Origin of the sequence: Terriglobus saanensis SP1PR4 (assembly GCF_000179915.2) — a bacterium.
Taxonomy (GTDB): Bacteria; Acidobacteriota; Terriglobia; order Terriglobales; family Acidobacteriaceae; genus Terriglobus; species Terriglobus saanensis.
In genome coordinates this window covers 526,571-546,498 of sequence record NC_014963.1, presented here as the reverse complement: position 1 = coordinate 546,498, position 19,928 = coordinate 526,571, and the positions used below count along the sequence as shown (strand labels likewise).

Here is a 19,928-nt window from a genome sequence, read left to right as displayed (position 1 = left end):
TCTGCTCTCCTACTGCAGATGGGGCGGTTGTACCGTGCTCGGAGCGGCTGCAGCGCCGGTGGAATCTGGCGCTGCAGCCGCGGTTTTGGCCCTTTTCCTGCGCCCGTGTCGGGTGGCCGTATGCCCAGAACGCACATGCGCCGTCGTTCCCGAAGCTCCTGAACCATAAGTACCTCCGTGTCTCACGACCGAGGCCTCATCTACGATCGTCGTGCCATCGCCAAGGAACGTGGTCCCATTTGGCACCAGAACATTCTCCGCCGTATGTTCTGGCGAGGAACCCCTCCTCACCTGAATGCGCGATGGATCGATTCCTTTCTCCGCCGTCAGATACTCCTTCACATTCATACCGCGCTCATCCGCCGTCGGTCGTCCCTCATCCGTTCCATGGTTCGCAATAATCACAAGCTGCGACCCGCTCTCGCGGTTCAGCGCCAGAGCGACATCATCCAGGCAGCCCTTCGCCTCGTTGTCCACGCGCGCCGGTCGCCGCACATCGCGGTTGAAGGTCAGGGAGCACAGGCTCCTCTGCTGCGGCGCCACAGGAATCGTGATGCCCATCACGTTCACCATGGCCGTCGCCGTGGCCATCCTGCCCTGATCGTCGGCCATGTTGCACGTCACCACGATGTCACCGGGAGCCACACCGCCCGTGCTGAGCGTCGCTACATTGCCCGTGTTCGTGATCTGCCCCGCCGTCGTCGTAAAGGTGTACGTCATCGGGCGGTTCGCTGGGCTTACACCGCTCGCGGTAATCGTCGAACTCTCACCCGCGTGCAGCGACGTCGGGCTAGCCGAGCAGGTCACCGAGGGCGGAAGATACGGCTTCACCGTAAACCCTGTATCGCACGTCGCCCGCGAAGAAGCTCCGTGCCCCTGCGAGACACTTCCATGCACCACATAATCCCCTGCGGCCAAACCATTCGTATCGATGGAAATCGTATCGCCTCGCCCGGAGATCTTTCCTCCCGCCGACATCCAGTTGTAGGTTCGCGCACGACGCATATCCAGATTCAATATCTGCGAGTCCACGGTCACCGGTTCTCCCGGAAACACCTGCCCAGGGACCGCCGTGCAGGCCATCTGCGCCGCCTGCGCCTTGTCTTTCTCACCAAAGCGGAAGACCACGCCCGCCGACAGACGGATCGTATTCATCTTCACGATGCCGCCCGAGTATCCACCCGGCAGCAGCAGCGGACCATAGTCCACATGGTTGTACTCGTAGTCCGCCTGGATCGGTCGAATCGCAATGCGCTCGTGCCACTGATGAAGAACGTAATCTATGCCCAGCCCGCCCGTTCCGCCGTAGCCCCAGGTGCACTTATTCAGCAGAGGCCCTCCGATCCTGACGCCTCCGCCCAGCACATGGGCAAAGGGAACGAAATGCCCAATCGCATAGCGGAACACCGGCCCGGCCTCTGCCGTAGTAGCACAATCGTTCGGCCCATTCGGATGGTAGCCACCCTCCGCCTGCACACCCAGCCAACGGTTCACATAAAGCGTCGCACTTCCCACCGCGCCGGGATTGATCGTGCGGTAGTAGTAGTTATTAATGTCCGCACGCCACGGACGCCAGTACGAATATCCCGCAAACAACTCCACGCGGTCGGTCACTGCATCTGGATTGCCCGTGCGTGCCGCCTGCGCCTCGATCCGCCCCGTTGCCAAACCCGGAACCAGAAGATTCCCGAGCACGGTGAGTGCGATGAGCGCGAGCGATTTGGATAGGCGCAGACACATCTCTTTCTGAAAGATACCGCCCGCACGTTCCTGCTCGACCAAAGAGTACTCGATAAGATTCATGAGTCAGCTCAACATCCATTTCCACAACTAATTTGTTGGTGTCGCTACCGTAATCGAGACTGTGGCGGAGCTTGCGGCCGGACCGCCATTCACACTCGTACCCGTCACCGTCACGGAGTATGTTTTGAACGAACTGGTAGGGCATCCGCATCCTGCGAGACCCACCATCACCAATCCGATCAGGACAAACAGCAGCATGTTTTTCTGACCGCGTCGGCGTCGGCGCGCACCGAAGGCAAAGACCCCAAGCCCACTCAACCCCATGGGAAAGACCGCGGCAGCATAGATCGGAGCCATCGTTGGTATCGCCGGACTCGCTGGCATTCGGAGCGATGCAGCGTCGGCTTCCGTGACGCTCACGGTAAATGCAGTGTCCACAACTGCCGTCGAAACATTCACCGTCGGCGTAGCGAAAACACACGTTGCATCCGCTGGAAGCCCGGAGCAGGTCAGAGCCACCGGTCCGGCAAATCCGCCACCGGGCGTTACTCGCGCGGTGTAAACCACCGATCCTTTACCCCGTACGAGATAGGTATCCGGCGTGGCCGAGACAGAGAAGGCTCCCACTGGGACCGGCACAGCGTCGACCACCTGTATCAGCGAACCGCTCGCCGTGCGAAAGTCCAACGTGCTCGGCCTGAACAACGCTACGATGGCATGCGTTCCCAACGTGAGTATAGAAGTCGTATACGTCGCAACGCCTGTACTGCTCACGGGCACAGTGGCAACCGATACGGTTCCATCGAAAAAGACCACCGTACCTGCTGCCGTTCCCGCAACTGGGACCACCGTCGAGGTAAACGTCACGCTCTGTCCCACCGTCGAAGGGTTTCCTGAACTGGCAAGCGTCATCGTCACAGGAATATAGATTGTCAGTACGCCGGGAGTGATCTGGACGACATAGTTCGTCGCCAGCGTTCCTGCCCCAAACGTGACCGTCGCTGTAATAGGATAGGTTCCCGCCGGGCTGGTCGTCGTCGCCGTGGTCGTATAAATCGGCGTCACACTCTGCCCCGCGACGACTCCTGTGACCACGCCCGTAAGCGTCGGATTGGCCGAATTGATGTCTCTCGACTGACTCCCCACGACCACGGAGATCGTTGCAGGCGTCACGGTCAAGGTCGTCGTCAACGTGCGCGCCGGATAAGTCGTGTCTCCGCTGTACGCAATCTGCACAGGATAGGTGCCCACATTCAGACCGCTGCCTGCAGCCTTCGTGCAGCTCAGATCGCCGGTCACGGCCCCCGTCGTCGCGCAGAGAACAACGCCGTTTACGGAGAAGGTCACCGTTCCCGTCGCCGCCACTCCGCCGTTACTCACGACATGCACCGTGCCGACATACGGTGCTCCGTAGACTTCGGTCTCCACCGGGGCCGTGATCGTAATGATCGCCCCGGTACCCACTCCCGTAAGATTCACCACCTGCGGCGAGTTATACGCGACATTCACTAACTGCCCCGTCGCCGAAACAGGACCGATGGCCGTCGGCGAGAAAGAGAAGCCGAAGTTACACGTCGCTCCCAGGCCCACGGACTGTCCGCAGGTGTTCAGCGTGGCATCGTTCGCAAAGTGCGAGTCGCTGATCACCGGATCGGTCGTGCGGATGAAGGCCTGGTTGCCGCGATTCCATAGCTGTTGCACCAGCGAAACGGTCCCGCCGATGGCCACATCGCCAAAGTCGAGCGTCGTCGCCGGGAAGGTCACGCTCCGCAGCGATTTGTTTCCGGCGTCCACCACATAGAGCGCACCCGACGACGCCGTCGCCACCGCAACCGGCCCGTTCACCGTGGCCGAGGTCGCCAAAGCGCCATCGCCCGTATTGCCCGCAACGCCCGTGCCCAGAATCACGCTCAGGTTCAACATCTGCTGCGTGGACGAATACACCACGTAGACCAAATTCGCAGGCGGATCGGTAATCAACACATCGCCCGCAGCATCGAGATCTACCCCGGTCGGCTGAACCAAGCCCGTGCCCAACGCGGCTCCAACAGCGCTCGTCGTCGTGGTCCCGTTTCCCGCAAGAAAGTGGATCTGCCCCGCCGTATCGATTGCGTAGACGCGATGCGCCGCGGCATCCGCGAAGAAGACATTCCCACTCGGCCCAACGCGCACACCCGAAGGCGTCTGCAACATGGCCGTTGTTGCCAAGACATTATCGGGCGAAGTATTCGCTCCCGCGCCAGCCAGTACCAGCCTCTGCCCACCGACGAACGCCTTTACGAGATCATGCTTCGATCCCGCCTCCGCGATCACCAGATTGCCGTCGACATCCAGCGCAATCGCCGTCGGTGCAACCAGGCCCGTCACGTACTCCGGCGTCACAGAACCGTCCGCGCCAAACTGCACGATCTTGCCCGTCGTTCCGTCTGCGATGTAAAAGTTCCCCGCGCCGTCAGACGTAATCGCCACCGGATTCACCAGACCTGCGGATGTCGGAATCGCCGTCTGCGTGACACCGCCACTGCCTGTGACCGAAAGGCTAGCCCCACCCGGAGCAGCATTCAGCACATAGGCATTTCCCGCCGAGTCCACCGTGACCGCCACGGGATTCGAAATGGCCGAAGCTGAAGTCGCCGCAACTCCCGGCGCAAAGACCGGCTGGCTTCCCGTTCCGGTTCCCTGCAACGCCACTAACACCGTGTTGCCGCTCACCGAATCGGCCACACGCAGCGCTGAGGAGCGAAGCCCCGGAAACGTCGGATGGAAGCTCACCGTCACCGTGCAGAAATTCGAGAGACTCCCGCTCGCCGCACCCGTCAGCGCGCCCGTGCACGTCGATCCATCCACGACGTAATCCGCGCCTGCACTCACCGACAGGTTCACCGTCGGATTGTTGATCGTAAACGTCACCAGCTGCGCGCTCGCCGCACTGCCGATCGGTGCCTGCCCAAAGCGTGTTGAAAAACTGAACTTGCGCACAACGCTGTTATCCGAGTCCGCGAGATACAGATCTCCGCCCGCATCGAACGCCAGCCCAAGCGGCGTATGCAGCGGGATCGATTGTGAACCCGTCCCATTCTGCGCAGCGATGTATGCCCCGGATGCGCCCGTTGGGTCACCGGCCAATCGCAGAATGCTCTTCGTCGAAGCATTGAAACGAAGAAGCTGGTTCGCTGAACCCTCCGACACAAAAAGCTCGCCCTTAGAGTTGAAGACCAGGCCGCGCGGATCCACGATGGCCGCCGTTCCAGAGCTTGTACTGTCGTTCGCGCACGTGCCCAGAACTGTGGAGATCGTTCCACCCTGCTCCTCGCGCACGCAGTTGTTTCCCGTATCGGCGATGTAAAGTCCGCCTGCAGGATCAAACGCAATCCCTACGGGCGCATTCAACGCGACGCTATTGCTTACCCCAGTGCAGTTCGCCGGTGCCAGCGTAGAAGCTGCGCCCGCAACGCGGCAGACTGTGGCAGCAAGATCACCGGAGGTGTGCCGCAGGACCTGATACACACTATCCGGCGCATCCAGAATGCTCACATAAAGCTGGTTCGCGCTATCGATGGCCAACATGTTGGGCTGCGGCGTACTCGATCCCGGCGTCGTCGCTCCCGGCGTATTCACGGACGTACACGTTCCCGCAACGGTCACAAGGTTTGTCGTTCCGGTCGTATGCGATGGCAGCATCCGCACGCAGTTGTGCCCTGTGTCCGCGATGTAGAGAGAATCGTTGGAGTCGATCACGATCCCGCCCGGCTGGTACAGCCCCTGCGCCGCCGAAGGCGTGGCATTTGTCGCGGTGTTGCAGGAATCACCCGTCCCGCTGCTTACCAATCCAAGCAGCGTGGTCACGCTTCCCGTCGCCGCATCGATTCGGCGAACACAGTTATTTCCTCTATCCGAGATGAAGGTGTTCCCACTCGAATCCAGCGCGACTGCCGCAGGTCCATTCAGCGAAACAAAATCAGCCGATCCGAAGTCGCCGTTGTACGTGCCCGCCCCGGTGCCCGCAAACTTTGTCTGGATCGGGACAAGCGTGACCGCCTGCGCAAACGCGCCTCTGCCCGTCGTAGTAAGCAGCAATGCAAGCGCCACCGGCAACCAACGCGCAAACCGCTTCAAAATCATGGCCTTCATTGCCCCAGCCTCTCAAAGATGCCCACCCACCACATGCCTATTCATCTTGCGACATGGTCACGTTACGTCGATATGGCACATCGGCTATTCATCCCTTCAACTTTCGTGTGATTCTTAAGTTGAGCCCGCCCGAAGATTTGTGTAGCGCGTGGCTCCTCGGAGAGTCCTTGCATCCCGTTATCTTCGTCTTCTCTGTCTTTTTGCTTGCGGCTCCCGCAGTGTTTCCGCAGAATGCAAATCTCCCAACGGCTACTCCGTCTCCCTGCGTGGAGAACATGCCCGGCATGAAGATGTGTCCTGACACAACGGCTCCGGCGATGGATCACGACATGATGGAGCTCATGCAGAACATGCGTCCGCAGAACTTCCTCCAGCAGATCCTCCATCACTCCTCATCCGGTACCACCGCCGAGCCCAACTCCACGCCTACCCCCATGCTCATGTCCATGCGCGGCAAGTGGATGTTCATGTTCCACGGCAACGGCTTCCTCACGGACACGCAACAGACCAGTCCTCGCGGCGGGGACAAGCTGTACTCCACGAACTGGTTTATGCCCATGGCCCAGCGCAACCTTGGCCCAGGAGAGTTCACGCTCCGCGCCATGTTCTCGCTTGAACCCGCCACCGTCACTGGTCGCCAGTATCCGCTGCTCTTCCAGCAGGGCGAAACCGCCTTCGGCAAGCCCATCGCCGACGGCCAGCACCCGCATGACTTCCTCATGGAGATCGCCGCTCTCTACGACCTGAAGCTTGGCAGCAAGACCCTTCTCTCCTTCTACGCCGCACCCATGGGAGATCCCGCCATAGGCCCCACCGCTTACCCCCACCGCGCCTCGGCCCTTGAGAACCCTGTCGGCACCCTCGGCCATCACCAGGAAGACTCCACCCACATCGCCGCCGACGTCCTCACAGTCGGTGTCGCTCACACCTTTGGGAACATCGGCGTGAAGGCCGAAGCCAGCGGCTTCCACGGTCGCGAGCCCGACGAGTTCCGCTGGGATGTTAACTATGGAGCCATCGACTCCTGGTCGACACGCCTCACCGTGCAGCCCGGCAAGAACTGGAGCGGCCAGTACTCCTACGCCCGCATCCATAGCCCCGAAGCCCTCTACCCGCAGGAAGACCAGGCCCGCACCACCGCCTCCGTTATGTACAACCGCAAGTTCTCAAAAGGAAACTGGGCCAATACAGCCGTCTGGGGGCACACCCGTGCGCTGGAAGACAACGGCAAGCAGAACAGCTACCTCCTCGAATCGCTCCTGCGCTTCAAGACCAGCAACTACGCCTGGCTCCGTATGGAAAACGCCAGCCGCACCAATGAGTTGCTCAACGGCACCAACCCGCTGCCGCCCAACTTCCAGGAAGAGCCCCTCGCCCACGTGCAGGCGTACACTTTTGGCTACGATCACGACGTGGACGTCATCTCGCACCTGCGCACCGCCCTGGGCGCACAGGTCACCACCTACGGCGTCCCCGACGTCCTCAAACCTATCTACGGATCCCATCCCATAGGCGTCTCAGTCTTTCTCCGCCTCCGCCCCTTCGGCGACAAAAACGACCGCTAGAACATTCCGTGCCCCATTCTTTCGCGCTCTTTGCGAAAGGGTGGGGTCGCGCGGAGCGCACAAACCGGATCTGTCAGGAAAGAAAAGCAGATCCCTCCGCTTCGCTACGGGATGACAAAAAGCGAGCGCCTAGTAAGCACTCGCCTCATCCAACGTCTTCACCTGCTCCGCCGAAAGCTTCATCTCCGCCCCGCGGACAAGCGCCTCCAACTGCTTCACCGAAGTCGCACTCGCAATCGGCGCGGCAATATTCGGACGAGTCAGCAGCCAGGCCAGGGCAATCGAAGCCTGCGCCTCGCCACTCTCTTTACTCACGGCAGCCAAGGCCGAGAGAATCTTCTCACCCCGCGCATCGAAGTACTTCCCAACCATCCCCTCGCGCTTTGCTCCGGCAGCATCTTCCTTCGTTTTGTACTTGCCCGTCAAAAACCCGCTGCCCAAAGCAAAATAGGGCAGTACTGCCAGCTTGTATTCGGCCACCACGGGGGCGAGATCGTTCTCATACTCCGCGCGGGTATGCAGGTTGTAGTTCGGCTGCAGTGTCTTGTAAGCCACCAGGTCTTCGTGTCGGCTTGTCTCGATCGCCTGCCGCAGACGGCTTCCCTTGTAATTCGAGGCACCGATGTATCGGACCTTCCCGGAGTTCACCAGCTCGTCATAGACCTGCAGCGTCTCCTCCAGAGGAGTCTGCGCGTCGTCCGTATGCGACTGATAAAGATCGATGTACTCCGTCTGCAGACGACGCAGAGAATCTTCCACTGAAGAGCGGATATAGCGCGCGGACAGGCCCTTCTTTCCCTCGCCCATTTCCATGCCGACCTTGGTCGCCAGCACGACCTTCGTGCGCCGACCGCCGCCCTGGGCAAACCACTTACCCAGGATCGTCTCACTCTCGCCGCCTACATGTCCTGGAAACCAGCGCGAATAGACATCTGCCGTATCGATCAGGTTGTAACCGCGATCTATAAAGGCGTCCAGCACGGCGAAACTCGCCGCCTCATCCGCGGTCCAGCCAAACACATTTCCGCCCAACGCCAGCGGAGCAATCTCCAACTTCGTAGTCCCAAGATTCAGCAAAGTCTCAGCTCTCCAATAACTTATAAAGATTTGGACGTGGCGCGCGACAGAGAAGGCGCAGATCAGTCTGAATTACGTGTTTAGTTCATCCACTTTTTGTCCGACCGCTTCGATCCGCTCTCGTCTTCCGGCGCGATATAGCGACCCTCGGAGTCGAAGTGGACCACGCGGTCCTGCTTGCGCATATAGACCTCGAACTTTTTCGCCGCCCGCCGCCGCTTCCAACGGAAATAACTATTTCGCACACCGAAATACTGCTCCGTTACGGCGTACGAAAGCCCCCGCCTGGGCGCAAACCGCACATACAGATATCCGCAGAGACCCGCCGATAGCTGTACCGCCGCCGCCAGCCTGTCCTCACCCCGGATCAGCATGGCGATCTCGATCAGCACATAGATCAGCACAAGGTACTTCGCCTTCATGCGCAGCACGAAGAAGAAGACGATCTCCTGCTCGGCAAAGAGCACGGCAAACGCTACCAGCATGCCGAAGACGGCGCTCCAGGCCCCCCACGCGGGGACATCCGGCCGCAGACCGAACACATGCAGCATTGCGAGTGCGGTCGCCACCACACCGCCGCCGATGACCGAAACATAGAAGAGCTCCGCCACCCACCGCGACCCTCGCATCCCCTCCAGCGAACTGCCCGTAAACCAAAGCGTCAGCAGAGCAAACGCTGTGTTCAGGATTCCCCCGCCCACGAACGTGTACGTCACCAGTTGCCATACCCAGCCGTGCACAACGGCTACCGGGATCAGGGAAAGGGCGCCTTCGATCAGACTGCCGCGCTGGGGCAGAGCGAAGTGCAACAACGCCAAGCCAAAGAAAGCCACCACGTACGCCAGAACGATCCGGCGCACCGCACCGCCAAATGGTGGAAGAGTCATCATGCTGGGTCCGCCACGCTGCATACCTCTATCCTAATCGGAGCCGCACGCGGGAAAGCGAGTGCTCCACTCTTTCACCGGGTAAACTCTAAGCTGCAATCAGCCACAGTGTTGATTTCTTTCCCTTTATCAGGGTGCGTATATCCTTCGAACAAAACGGGACAACGAGGCGAAAGTAATTTTAAAAAACTTGTCATCCTTCTGCCCTCTTCGTGCGTCGAAGCATGCGTACCTGTTCCACTTCGGTTGTGCTTTCGCTTGACGCGAATCCAACATCCATCTAAAACTACCCTGTCTGCGTCCTACGACTTCAATCACTATCCCGCTACCAGCAACATTTCGGAGGTAAGAATCATGGCTCTCTGCCCAGAATGCGACACCCCCCTCGATATCGACCAGGAAGAAATCGAAGAAGGAGACACCGTCACCTGTGATGAATGCGGTGCCGACATCGAAGTTGTTTCCAGCGATCCCCTTGAACTAGCCGCCATTGATGCGGAAGGATACGACGACGAAGACGATACCCCCGTACGCGCGGACGCCGACGAAGAAGACGAGTAGTCCCGGCCAACGCAACGCGTACGTCGAAAGCGTGTTTGTTACCTGTGAAAGGTTGCCGGCCAGGCCTCTGGCCGGCACGTATACTCAAGCCATGACACGAGCCACGCAACGCGCTCAACAGTACGTCCAGCAACACTTCAACAAATTTGGCCGCATGGCCCTCGCTGCAACGTTCCTGCTTGCACCGCTCGCCGTGCCATTCTCCGCCGCTCCGGCCTTCGCGCAGGCTGCGCAGCGCTCGGTACAGGGCAAAGTCATGTCCAAGGCCGACACCCCCGTCAAGGGTGCCGTCGTTCATCTCAAAGACACCCGCAGCCTCTCACAAAAGAGCTTCATCACCGACGATGACGGCGGATTCCGCTTCGGCCAGCTTAACTCCAATACGGACTATGAGATCTGGGCTGAATTCAACGGTAAGAAGAGCCCGACCAAAACCATCAGTTCCTTCGACTCCAAGAACAGCTTCAGCATCACCCTCAAAGTCGACTAGCTATATCTTTGGCGGGACTCTCCCCAAAGATCAGGTTTGTGCGCTCAGCGCGACCCCACCCTTTCGCATGAAACCGCGAAAGAATGGGGCACAAGTATAAAGACAAAACAGAAAAGCCCTGCATACGCAGGGCTTCCTCTTGCTGAAAACTAATTTACGCGATGGGATCGATCGCCACAAAACGGCCATGGTTGCCACGGTCCAGGAACTGAACACGTCCCGAAATCTTGGCAAACAACGTGTCGTCGCATCCACGGCCAACGTTCAGACCGGCCTTCAGCGGGGTTCCACGCTGACGTACCAGGATCGATCCGCCCGTTACGACTTCGCCCGCGAACTTCTTGACGCCGAGGCGCTGTGCGTTCGAGTCACGTCCGTTCGTAGTACTTCCGCCACCTTTTTTATGTGCCATTCCTCTACCTCATCACCGGGCGCCGGATTTACCAGGCCATCCCTGTCGAATTCAAAATTTTGCGGTACGAAAGCGACTACTTGGCTTCAGCCTTGAAGCTCTTGCCGTTCACCAGGATCTCGTTGATCTTTACTTCAACGAAGTTCTGACGATGCCCCTGCATCTTCTTGTACTGCTTCTTGCGCTTGAAGTGGAAGACCAGGATCTTGTCGCCACGGCCTTCGCCGACGACCGAGGCCAGCACCTTCGCGCCGCCCAGCTCCTGCTCAAACTTGCCCTCTTCGCCGCTTACGGCCAGAACATCGGAGAACTCCAAAGCGCCGTTTTCGTGCGCCGTGGTCTCAATCTTCAAGGTATCTCCGGGAGCAACACGATACTGCTTCCCGCCGGTACGAATCACTGCGTACATAAACTTCCTCCACGCGCATCCTGCGAAAGTACCGCAAGTTGGGAGCGCGTCCAAAACTTGAACCAGTCATATCAAAACGCTGGATTGGGTGGCAGGTACTGGCTCCAGACTGGCCCTCACAAAACAGGAACTCAATCAAGCCGCCCCGCAACGCAGGGGCACTCCGCCAAACTTAACGAGAATACGGCAAATCTTGCCCTCAGGTCAACCAGGAGCTGGATGAGCTATGAAGGTCCGCAATTTGAATGTTTTTGCTCAACTCTCAGACATCCCTTCTCCTTCACCTTGAGAGCAGCTCCGTCAAACAACATCTGTTGCATTGATGCCGTAACCTGATCAAAAGACACAGCGCAACCAATTTTTGGCACTACCTATCAGCTCCGCCAGTTGAGCGTCTCCCCAAAAAGCTCAACTTACTTGTCGTCTACCCAAGCTCCAGCGACGCATATGAAAAGAGTTGAACCAGGACCACCTACCTTGTTGCTATAAAGGCTGCCAGTAGTACAAGCTCCGGAAGGAATGCCATTTCCCGATGTCCAATTTGCACCGGAGATGGTTACTGTGGTTGCAGAAACCCGACCGTTCAAAGTGAGATCTCCATTCCGGCTCAAAGAGCTAATTTTTGACCATGCGCCGTTATTGTTACTCCACCAGTTGAAAGCTGCGTTAGCCGATGCAGGTGCATCGAAAGCGTTATAGAAATCGCTTCCACCGTTATCGTCGGCGTTCCATCCTAAAAAAGTGCCGTTGTAGGGAAATGTTCCGGAAGTTCCGGGAAGTGAACCGTTGCTATTGTTCGCTGACCCGATATAGCTTCCCCCTTGGATAAGACCACTTGGGATAAACGCACCAGAATAATTTGAGAGCGATGCAGTATTAAGATCCATCGCGGATACGGATACGTTTCCTGTGGCTCCAATGACGAGAGGTGGCGAAGTTGCTCCCGTAATCGCGGAGGCGGAAAGATGACCTTGACCGCCTGCCTGCCAATTGACGATGGAGGACACGCCATGTCCCGGACCTGCTGCTAGATCAACGGCGTCGAGTCTTACATTGCTCGATACTCCCCCTATCGTTATAAACGAAGGATCATCTCCTCCTGGAGCCGATGCGTACAGAACTCCTCCAAACAAATTCAACTGTTGGGTTGCACTAACACCTTGTCCCAAGATGATCGGTGCGTTCCGCTGTTCGAAATGAGTGCCATAGGCTGTCACGTAAATGCCAGCTCCTGTGATTGCTGCTGTTACGTTATAGTCAACACCGCCTCCATATAGCTTGATCTCTGCGCCACAATCCTGTTTGAATCCAACGCCCCCATTATTCACAACCATTCCATAAAAACTATAATTTTCCCCGGCATTTGTAGTCCCGCAGGGGAAATATACCCCGATATTGTTACTGGAAATAGCGCCACCCCGCCAAGTATCAAGAAAAGAGTTATTTCCCATTTGTACTCCGGTTCCAAAACCGAAGATTTGATCATCTACAAACGACTGGTCCGCAGCATAATAATCTGACCGGGAGATCGACCCCGCCGGATCGCCCCCCATATAAACCCCAATCGAAGATCCCCCAACGCCTGATAGCGAAAGGTGCGACACTCCACCGGAGCTATATGGGTCCGAGTTAGAGTATGGCGATGCGACCACCAATGCGGCACCGCTCGTAGCTGTGAAATGAAGGTTGGCGCCATTTCCTTCGATAAAAACGCATTGAGGCTTCACTATGCTAGTAGAGAATGCATAGTAGCCCGCCGGGACAACAATGGTGCCACACGGCTCTCCGAATGCTGACTGTGGCAGCGCGGAAATTGCTGAGTTGATCTGAGCTCCTATGTCGGAGCCGGGAAAAAGTATCGGGTTCAAAGAGCTATTTAAAGAATTAACCATCAACGTCGTGGCAGTAGGTTGCCGGACTGTCTGGGATCCCGACGGCTGGAGAGCTACAAACTGAGCTTGGCTAACTACAGAAGACACTGCAATAAATACTGCGATCAGAGTTTTCAATAAACGAACCATTGGCATTCGATTCCTCTCAAACATAGCCTTATCGAGGCACGTACGTTGGGTTGGGTTGGCTAATATCTCCGCACTTATGGGAGAGATGCTAGCATTCCCGCCTCCTATGATCCGTTGCAATATCTTCAACAATCCCAAAATGGGAATTACAAGCAAGCCACAATACCCAACTGGCACATCTGCGTCGTGTCGACTCTCCTCCCAAATAGCGTTCGCAAAAGCACCAACAGCCTCATCAACTCCCCGTCGCAATCTGCCCCAAAAATATTTCTTCACAAACCTTCCTAACCGGGACGGCGAACCGCTGTCTAATCGCCGCATGGATAAGGAAGAGAAAGAAGCGATTCGGCAGATCCTGTCCGGCAACCGGGACGCTTACCGCGTCCTGATGGATCGCTACTTCGTTCAGGTTCATCGCATCGCCTTTCGCATCACGGGCGATCAGGAAGACGCAGAGGAGGCCGCGCAAGAGGCCTTCCTCCGCGCCTACAACAAGCTCCCCGGCTTCCGCATGGACGCCGCATTCTCTACATGGATCACACGCATCGCTATGAATACCGCCCTCAATCTCGTCGAACGCCGCAAACGCGATCTCTCGCACCACGCGCCCCGCATCGCCGACGCCGTCACCGATGGCCACGTGCAGGTAGCGGACGATAAAGCCTCTCCTGAGCAGGCTCTGCTCGACCGCGAGAGCGAAAGCATGCGCAAGCAGGCCATGGCCTGCCTCACCCCCATGGAACGCACCGCCTTCACCCTGCGCCATATGGAAGAGACGCCCATCGCAGAGATCGCCGTCGCCCTCAACATTCAGCCAAACGCGGCCAAGCAAGCCGTCTTCCGCGCCGTGGGCAAGCTCCGTCGCGCGTTGGCGCCTGTAGCAGGAGGTCTGGCATGAACCATTCCACCAACCACTTCAGCGAAGACGACCTTATTGCCTTTCATCTGAATGAGAGCAAAGACGAAGCCGCCATCCGCCAGCATCTCGACACCTGCGGAACCTGCGGCGAACTCTCGGACTCTATCGCTGAAACTCTCCGCGTCTTCTCCGCAGAACCTGTCCCAACACCCGACTTCGAAACAAGCTGGCAGCGCGTTCGCGGCAATCTCACCGTGCTCGCCAAGCCGCAGAAGAAGTCCTGGTGGAAGATCGCAGCGTGGCCCGCGCTGGGTACACTCACCGCCGTGCTTCTGTTGACCATCGCCTTCGTTGTTTCTCACCAGAAGCAGAAGACGAATACCTATGCCTTCAATCGCCCCGGCCCTTTGACCACAGCGCCTGCGGATGAACGCAACCATCTCGACGCCGCTGAGCGTCTGCTCACCACGGTGAACCATACCTCGGGCGAACTCGACGACACGACGCGCACGCAGGCCCGAACGCTTGCACTCCGCAACGCCGTTTACGTGCAACAGGCCACGCAGCGCGGTGACCTTGTCGAAGCCTCCACCTTGGAAAGCCTCGGGCGCGTGCTTACTTCACTCGACAACGAATCGCACAAATCCAGCACCTTCCGCCTTCGTGTCGAAATGAACACCGACGGCCTTCTCCTAGACATTCGCATTCTCCGCCAGAACGACCAGAAATAAAGGACCCCACCATGAACGCTATCCCGTTCCGCACCGTAATCCTCCTTGCAGCATTTGCTGCCTCCCCTCTTCTTCACGCCGAAGCTGCGGCCTCTCCCGCACCCGATAGCAAGTCCGATGCAGCCTTCACCGCCGGTACCGACGCCATGAACGGACAGCGCTGGTACGACGCCGTCCGCTCCTTCGATCAGGTCATCAAGGCGAATGGACCGCGTACGGACGCGGCGCTTTACTGGAAGGCATACAACCTCAGCAAGCTTCACCGCACCTCGGAGACAAAGTCCACCTGCGACACACTTCACGCGCGCTTCGCCGCAAGTTCGTGGAACAACGACTGTGGCGCGCTCCTTGTCTCTACTTCCGTAGAGCCGAAGATCGCGATCTTCGTAAATAACGATTCCGACAACGATCGTCCGGAACGGCCTGAGCGTCCCGAAAGGCCTGAGCGGCCGGAACGTCCAGAGCGGAGTGAAAGCCGCGATCCCGACTCCGACATCAAGATGCTCGCGCTCAACTCCCTCATGCAGCAGGACCCCAACCGCGCTCTTCCCCTGCTGCGCGGCATCCTGAGTGGCAACAACTCCATGGAGATGAAGAAGCACGCCATCTTCGCCCTCGCGCAGAGCAAGAACCCTGAAGCGCAGAAGATCCTCGACGACGCCGTCCGCGGCAAGATGGACGCCGAACTGCAACGTCGCGCCATTGAGATGATGGCCGTCTTCCAGGGAAAACGCTCCAATCCGACTCTCGTCGAAGTCTACAAATCCACCTCCGATCCCAAGGTAAAGAAAGCCGTCATCAACGGCCTCTTCATCTCCCAGGACGCACCCCGCATGGTCGACATCGCCCGTTCGGAAAAAGACCTTCAGGTGAAACGACAGATCGTATCGCAACTTGCCCTCATGCACGACCAGGCAGCACAGGACTACATGCTCGAACTCCTCAAATAAAGGAGAGCCCCTTAGTGCCCCATTCTTTCGCGGCTGTATCGCGAAAGAATGGGGTCGCGCAGAGCGCACAAACCGGATCCACGCGTAGCGACTAAACCCACCCACACTTTCACGGAGACCACCATGCGCCTCATCTCGCGTCTCAGCTCCCTTTTGCTCGCAATCACCATCGTCGCGACCACCCTCCACGCACAACAGCCCAAACTCGTCCACGCACAGCTCACTACTCTCGCTGAGGTCCACGACCCCGCCCTTCAGATTGAGGCGGCAAAGAAAGCAAACACCACCAGCTGGGTTGCATGGCCGGTGAAGACCCTCGACACATTCAACGCGGGCTGGAACAACGATCAGATCGTCTACCTCGAAAGCGATCATCACGACCAGTCCGACGGCTTCCGCACGCAGGACAGCACAGACTTCGCCTTCATTCTCGTGCGCATCAGTGACGGGGCTGTCTCCAAGATCCACGTCGAATCGCCAAAGCGCACCATCGACGCGGGCGACACACGCGTCGTCTATCTTCCTAATGCCGCAGGCGATCTCAGCGTCCGCTTCTTCCTCGGCCTGGCGCAGGAAGCCACGCAGAAGAAGCTCCGCGACGTCTCCGTTTTCGCGCTCAGTCTGCACAGCGATCCTTCCGGTCTCGCCGCACTCGCTTCGCTTACAAAGCCGGACAAAGACACGTTCCTCCGAGAAAAAGCCGCCTTCTGGCTCGCTAACCGGCGCGGACACGAAGGTTTCCTTATTCTGAAGAAGCTCGCGCACGACGAACCCGATCCGGCTCTTCGCGAGAAGATCGCCTTTGACCTCAATCTCTGCAAAGACCCTGAAGCCACCACCGAACTCATCAAGATGGCGCACAACGACGAAGATCCGAAGGTCCGCAAACAGGCCCAGTTCTGGATGGCGAACAAGGCAGGTAAAGCCGTCTCGGCTGACCTCGTAAACTCTGCGGAGAACGATCCCAACACGGACGTGCGCAAGTCTGCGGTCTTTGCCCTTTCGCGCCTTCCCGGAGATGAAGCTGCCACCCAGCTTATGCACGTAGCCGACACCAGCAAAGATCCTGCTGTCCGCAAACAAGCTGTTTTTTGGCTGGGACAATCGCATGATCCGCGTGCGCTTGATTACCTGACGAAGCTGATTCAGAAGTAATCTGTGCAGATTACTCAGCTGACTCGCTGGCCTGCTGACTCGCTCTCTTCCACTGCTTTCATCGCCCGCTTCTCCCGCGCTTCGGGCCCCTGGTAATAAAAGATCCCCATCAGGTGTCCGCGCCGCCGCGCTGCGGTCATGGCGTCCCAACCGGCCTTCGCTTTGGGATGCCTCTGAAAGAGCATCCGGAGAATTGGCGGCAGCTCGCGCTCGCCTTCCATGGTCAGCAAAAAGCGCTCCGCCATCCGCTCGGCCTGGCGCAGACGTGCCTCGGCACTCTTCGGTGCGGTGATGGTCTTGGAAATATCTGCCTTCGCCGAGGGACTCAACTCTTCATAGAACGCGCGCAGCTTTTTCTGCTTCGCAAAGATCTTCTCCAGCTCCGCAGGAACGGCCGCATCGCGAGCTTCCAGATCGGGCCAGAGAGCTATCTTCACCATGGAGCCAACGCCCGCAGCAGCGTTCTTCTGCATGACCTTATTCACCAACAGAAAATAACCACCCTCCTTCTCCGAGAAGAGTGAACTACGAAACGCAAATCCGTTCACTGTGCCGTGCACGCGCAGCCCCCTGCGCTCCTTCCAGACCTTCGTCATATCGAAAGGCACGCGCGCGATCACCCATCCCAGGTTGCCTCGCAGCGGTTCCAGCACGGCACGAAAGGTCTTCTTCAAGCTTCACCTCGGAAGAAAGGTCTAAGCCCCGCAGTTGCTCTGCCCAGCCACGCAAACCTCGCTGCTACGCCGCGTCCAAATCGTCCCGGCTCCGCGCTCTGAAACAGGTAGACGCCGACGATACAGATGAACGGCTCCAGTGGATGGCGGAAGCGTGCCTGCACCGTCACAAGGTAGTACGTCACGGGAACCAATAGAAACGCCGCCAGCATCACACCGGAAAAATAAACCCCGCGCCTCACCGCGAGCAAGACCCCAAACCACCCGGCGAGCGAAAGAAACTCGAAGCTGATGATGCGTGTGTACTCGTTCGCCGCGCCTTCGCCCAAAGGGTGCGGCACGCCTGCCCAGAACATCCATGCGCGTTTCACACTGAGTTGGACAAACTGCGCGTGATGCCCGGCGATCCAAGCCGAGGCTTTTGCTCCACGGTCCGCCACCCATGCGCGCTCGCCCATCGTCGCATACTCATGCAGCGTTACTTTGTCGTCCAGCGGCACTGTCGTTCCCCAGGGAAAGCCAACCGACCATGGGCCGTTGCCCAGATAGTTCTCCGCTCCGAAGTTTCCACGCAGTGGGATGAATGCATGGAACACTGCCCAGTTGCGCGCGGCCCACGGCGCGATCACAGCGCAGAAGACCACTCCTGCCAGCGCCGCTTTCGCCACACGCGCCGTTGAGAAGCCCGGCCCGGCCAGCACCCAAATTGCTACCACGGGCAGCAGAATCAGCGGCGTTGGACTGGCCAACGCCAGCACGCCCCACAACAGCCCAAAGACAAACCATCGCTGCCAGCTCTGGTTCTCGCGCATGCGCAGGGCCAGCACCATAATCCACGCCAGCAGACATGTGCTCGCCGTCATCTCCCAGATCCAACGCACCGCATACTGCATTGCCGCCGGATGGAGCGCCCACATCCAACCGCTCCAAAGAGCGACCTTCGCTCCGAAGCATCGCCACGCAATCTCCCACACTGCGACTGCCGTGGCTGCGGACATGAGGCAGTTCAGCGCCAGGATCACCCACGCCGACAGCGCCGAATACACACCGCACAGCTTAAAGACACCCGCCATCAGAAACACATACAGCGGTGGAGACCACGCCGTCGGTCCGGTGTGGCCGTTGAAGGGATCGGCGTAGCCAAACCCTGTCGTCAACGCGCGCGCGACCCGTCCCATCTCCCAGCCGAACTGGAAGTGGTCTTCCAGAGGGCGCACTTTGAACGTATGCGCCAGCGTCATGTACGCCACGCGCACTAGAAATGCCACCCAGAAGACGCGCCAGCGCAACCGCCGCTCGTCCTCACTCCACCCGTCGATCGTCCGCGTATCCATCAAAAATCAAGTTACAGCAAACGGCAGGGCGGATTACCCTGAACGCATGACCCTCAATCCCTACGCCACCTTCCTCCAGATCGGAGAGGACACCCACGCGATCATTGCGGAAACGCCAAAAACGCTCGCCGACCTCCTCGCCATTCTCGGCACAGAAAAAGCCGAAGCTCCGCTCGACCCCGGCAAATGGTCGCCCCGCGAGGTCGTCGCGCACCTTGCCGACTGCGAACTGATGTTTGGCGCGCGTCTTCGCCAGGCCCTGGCGGACCCCGGTTCCACCCTTCTGCCCTTCGATCAGGATGTCTATGCGGAGCGCTATGCAGCCTACGATCTCGCCACGGCCCACGCGACTTTTAATGCGATTCGCGCCTGGAATCTGGCTCTCCTGACAACCGTTTCCGCCGAAGATCGCTCCAAAGAAGTGACGCACCCGGAGCGCGGCACCATGACGTTCTGGACCATCGTCGAAACCATGGCCGGCCACGACCGCAATCATCTGCTCCGTCTCCAAAGCTTCGCGGAACAGCCAGCGTCGTAGCCGCCGCACGAGGCTGACACAGATGCTCCTACCAGCAACCCTTCTTCTGGCTACCGCGACCGCGACAACGAACACCCGCGTCTGCAGCGCCACGCTTACGGTAGCCGATGCCCGCACCCTCGTTCTCGATACACCGAACGCACGCGCCTTCAAAGAAAACTATGGCGCGAAACTCAGGGCCGCTCTCGACCACCAGGTACGCAGCACAGCTACCTTCCGCGTTCTGAACGACTCCGACAGCGGCTCCCTTGTGGGTCTCTACACGGTGAACCTGCGCACCGGCGCTGTCCTCGATGACGACCAGGAGCCTGCCGAAGACGCTCAGACGCAGGCGCTCAGCCACCGCCTCATCGCACATCGCTGCGCGCAGTAAATAGACAGTAATGCGAGG

18 protein-coding genes are annotated in these 19,928 nt (G+C 58.7%); 9 read left to right on the top strand and 9 right to left on the bottom strand.

Annotated elements, in window-relative coordinates; all coding sequences use genetic code 11:
- Window positions 1-9: 9 nt before the first annotated feature.
- Window positions 10-1,803 (bottom strand): OmpA family protein, encoded by a 1,794-nt coding sequence (locus ACIPR4_RS02280; RefSeq protein WP_013567029.1) that lies wholly within the window; start codon window positions 1,801-1,803, stop codon window positions 10-12.
- A 27-nt stretch (window positions 1,804-1,830) separates the two neighbouring features.
- Complete coding sequence (locus ACIPR4_RS02275) at window positions 1,831-5,874, bottom strand: Ig-like domain repeat protein (RefSeq protein ID WP_013567028.1); 4,044 nt, start codon at window positions 5,872-5,874, stop codon at window positions 1,831-1,833.
- A gap of 167 nt (window positions 5,875-6,041) precedes the next feature.
- Here ACIPR4_RS02275 and ACIPR4_RS02270 point away from each other — a divergent pair, with 167 nt between their 5' ends.
- Window positions 6,042-7,439 carry a hypothetical protein gene (locus ACIPR4_RS02270; RefSeq protein WP_245536431.1) on the top strand — a complete coding sequence of 466 codons (1,398 nt, stop codon included), beginning with the start codon at window positions 6,042-6,044 and terminating at the stop codon, window positions 7,437-7,439.
- 129 nt (window positions 7,440-7,568) lie between these two features.
- Here ACIPR4_RS02270 and ACIPR4_RS02265 read toward each other — a convergent pair whose 3' ends face one another.
- Together ACIPR4_RS02265 and ACIPR4_RS02260 are read right to left on the bottom strand one after the other, a co-directional pair.
- Window positions 7,569-8,516 (bottom strand): aldo/keto reductase, encoded by a 948-nt coding sequence (locus tag ACIPR4_RS02265; RefSeq protein ID WP_013567026.1) that lies wholly within the window; start codon window positions 8,514-8,516, stop codon window positions 7,569-7,571.
- Between the two features lie 80 nt (window positions 8,517-8,596).
- Window positions 8,597-9,427, bottom strand: coding sequence for a rhomboid family intramembrane serine protease (locus ACIPR4_RS02260; RefSeq protein ID WP_013567025.1), 831 nt, complete (start codon window positions 9,425-9,427; stop codon window positions 8,597-8,599).
- 330 nt (window positions 9,428-9,757) lie between these two features.
- Here ACIPR4_RS02260 and ACIPR4_RS02255 point away from each other — a divergent pair, with 330 nt between their 5' ends.
- Together ACIPR4_RS02255 and ACIPR4_RS02250 are read left to right on the top strand one after the other, a co-directional pair.
- The gene (locus ACIPR4_RS02255; protein WP_013567024.1) at window positions 9,758-9,964 is read left to right on the top strand and encodes a hypothetical protein; all 207 of its coding nucleotides are present in this window, start codon (window positions 9,758-9,760) and stop codon (window positions 9,962-9,964) included.
- Window positions 9,965-10,055: 91 nt separating this feature from the next.
- Window positions 10,056-10,454 (top strand): carboxypeptidase-like regulatory domain-containing protein, encoded by a 399-nt coding sequence (locus ACIPR4_RS02250; protein ID WP_013567023.1) that lies wholly within the window; start codon window positions 10,056-10,058, stop codon window positions 10,452-10,454.
- Between the two features lie 154 nt (window positions 10,455-10,608).
- Here the strand turns inward: ACIPR4_RS02250 and rpmA are convergent, their stop codons facing one another.
- The 3 genes from rpmA to ACIPR4_RS22385 all read right to left on the bottom strand — a co-directional run bounded on the left by rpmA (window position 10,609) and on the right by ACIPR4_RS22385 (window position 13,296).
- Window positions 10,609-10,866 carry a 50S ribosomal protein L27 gene (gene rpmA / locus ACIPR4_RS02245; RefSeq protein ID WP_013567021.1) on the bottom strand — a complete coding sequence of 86 codons (258 nt, stop codon included), beginning with the start codon at window positions 10,864-10,866 and terminating at the stop codon, window positions 10,609-10,611.
- A gap of 76 nt (window positions 10,867-10,942) precedes the next feature.
- Window positions 10,943-11,275 (bottom strand): 50S ribosomal protein L21, encoded by a 333-nt coding sequence (gene rplU, locus ACIPR4_RS02240; RefSeq protein ID WP_013567020.1) that lies wholly within the window; start codon window positions 11,273-11,275, stop codon window positions 10,943-10,945.
- A 413-nt stretch (window positions 11,276-11,688) separates the two neighbouring features.
- Window positions 11,689-13,296, bottom strand: coding sequence for an autotransporter outer membrane beta-barrel domain-containing protein (locus ACIPR4_RS22385; protein ID WP_144312283.1), 1,608 nt, complete (start codon window positions 13,294-13,296; stop codon window positions 11,689-11,691).
- Between the two features lie 319 nt (window positions 13,297-13,615).
- Here ACIPR4_RS22385 and ACIPR4_RS02230 point away from each other — a divergent pair, with 319 nt between their 5' ends.
- From ACIPR4_RS02230 to ACIPR4_RS02215, 4 genes are all read left to right on the top strand, one after another.
- The gene (locus ACIPR4_RS02230; protein ID WP_041585884.1) at window positions 13,616-14,194 is read left to right on the top strand and encodes an RNA polymerase sigma factor; all 579 of its coding nucleotides are present in this window, start codon (window positions 13,616-13,618) and stop codon (window positions 14,192-14,194) included.
- The gene (locus ACIPR4_RS02225; RefSeq protein ID WP_013567017.1) at window positions 14,191-14,886 is read left to right on the top strand and encodes a hypothetical protein; all 696 of its coding nucleotides are present in this window, start codon (window positions 14,191-14,193) and stop codon (window positions 14,884-14,886) included. Before ACIPR4_RS02230 ends, ACIPR4_RS02225 begins: the two co-directional genes overlap by 4 nt.
- An 11-nt stretch (window positions 14,887-14,897) precedes the next feature.
- Window positions 14,898-15,836, top strand: coding sequence for a HEAT repeat domain-containing protein (locus ACIPR4_RS02220; RefSeq protein WP_013567016.1), 939 nt, complete (start codon window positions 14,898-14,900; stop codon window positions 15,834-15,836).
- A 123-nt stretch (window positions 15,837-15,959) separates the two neighbouring features.
- Complete coding sequence (locus ACIPR4_RS02215; RefSeq protein ID WP_013567015.1) at window positions 15,960-16,991, top strand: HEAT repeat domain-containing protein; 1,032 nt, start codon at window positions 15,960-15,962, stop codon at window positions 16,989-16,991.
- 14 nt (window positions 16,992-17,005) lie between these two features.
- Here the strand turns inward: ACIPR4_RS02215 and ACIPR4_RS02210 are convergent, their stop codons facing one another.
- Together ACIPR4_RS02210 and ACIPR4_RS02205 are read right to left on the bottom strand one after the other, a co-directional pair.
- A complete protein-coding gene (locus tag ACIPR4_RS02210; protein WP_013567014.1) occupies window positions 17,006-17,665 on the bottom strand; it encodes a YdeI/OmpD-associated family protein in 660 nt (219 codons plus the stop codon).
- A complete protein-coding gene (locus ACIPR4_RS02205; protein WP_013567013.1) occupies window positions 17,662-18,999 on the bottom strand; it encodes an ArnT family glycosyltransferase in 1,338 nt (445 codons plus the stop codon). The genes ACIPR4_RS02210 and ACIPR4_RS02205 overlap by 4 nt, the downstream gene beginning before the upstream one ends.
- 46 nt (window positions 19,000-19,045) lie before the next feature.
- Here ACIPR4_RS02205 and ACIPR4_RS02200 point away from each other — a divergent pair, with 46 nt between their 5' ends.
- Complete coding sequence (locus ACIPR4_RS02200) at window positions 19,046-19,537, top strand: DinB family protein (RefSeq protein ID WP_013567012.1); 492 nt, start codon at window positions 19,046-19,048, stop codon at window positions 19,535-19,537.
- Between the two features lie 22 nt (window positions 19,538-19,559).
- Window positions 19,560-19,910 carry a hypothetical protein gene (locus tag ACIPR4_RS02195; protein WP_013567011.1) on the top strand — a complete coding sequence of 117 codons (351 nt, stop codon included), beginning with the start codon at window positions 19,560-19,562 and terminating at the stop codon, window positions 19,908-19,910.
- Window positions 19,911-19,928: the final 18 nt, after the last annotated feature.

Coding starts and splice junctions, on each gene's coding strand:
- ACIPR4_RS02280 (WP_013567029.1), bottom strand. CDS start 1,803: ATGAATCTTATCGAGTACTCTTTGGTCGAGCAGGAACGTGCGGGCGGT.
- ACIPR4_RS02275 (WP_013567028.1), bottom strand. CDS start 5,874: ATGAAGGCCATGATTTTGAAGCGGTTTGCGCGTTGGTTGCCGGTGGCG.
- ACIPR4_RS02260 (WP_013567025.1), bottom strand. CDS start 9,427: ATGCAGCGTGGCGGACCCAGCATGATGACTCTTCCACCATTTGGCGGT.
- ACIPR4_RS02255 (WP_013567024.1), top strand. CDS start 9,758: ATGGCTCTCTGCCCAGAATGCGACACCCCCCTCGATATCGACCAGGAA.
- ACIPR4_RS02250 (WP_013567023.1), top strand. CDS start 10,056: ATGACACGAGCCACGCAACGCGCTCAACAGTACGTCCAGCAACACTTC.
- rpmA (WP_013567021.1), bottom strand. CDS start 10,866: ATGGCACATAAAAAAGGTGGCGGAAGTACTACGAACGGACGTGACTCG.
- rplU (WP_013567020.1), bottom strand. CDS start 11,275: ATGTACGCAGTGATTCGTACCGGCGGGAAGCAGTATCGTGTTGCTCCC.
- ACIPR4_RS22385 (WP_144312283.1), bottom strand. CDS start 13,296: ATGGTTCGTTTATTGAAAACTCTGATCGCAGTATTTATTGCAGTGTCT.
- ACIPR4_RS02230 (WP_041585884.1), top strand. CDS start 13,616: ATGGATAAGGAAGAGAAAGAAGCGATTCGGCAGATCCTGTCCGGCAAC.
- ACIPR4_RS02225 (WP_013567017.1), top strand. CDS start 14,191: ATGAACCATTCCACCAACCACTTCAGCGAAGACGACCTTATTGCCTTT.
- ACIPR4_RS02220 (WP_013567016.1), top strand. CDS start 14,898: ATGAACGCTATCCCGTTCCGCACCGTAATCCTCCTTGCAGCATTTGCT.
- ACIPR4_RS02215 (WP_013567015.1), top strand. CDS start 15,960: ATGCGCCTCATCTCGCGTCTCAGCTCCCTTTTGCTCGCAATCACCATC.
- ACIPR4_RS02205 (WP_013567013.1), bottom strand. CDS start 18,999: ATGGATACGCGGACGATCGACGGGTGGAGTGAGGACGAGCGGCGGTTG.
- ACIPR4_RS02200 (WP_013567012.1), top strand. CDS start 19,046: ATGACCCTCAATCCCTACGCCACCTTCCTCCAGATCGGAGAGGACACC.
- ACIPR4_RS02195 (WP_013567011.1), top strand. CDS start 19,560: ATGCTCCTACCAGCAACCCTTCTTCTGGCTACCGCGACCGCGACAACG.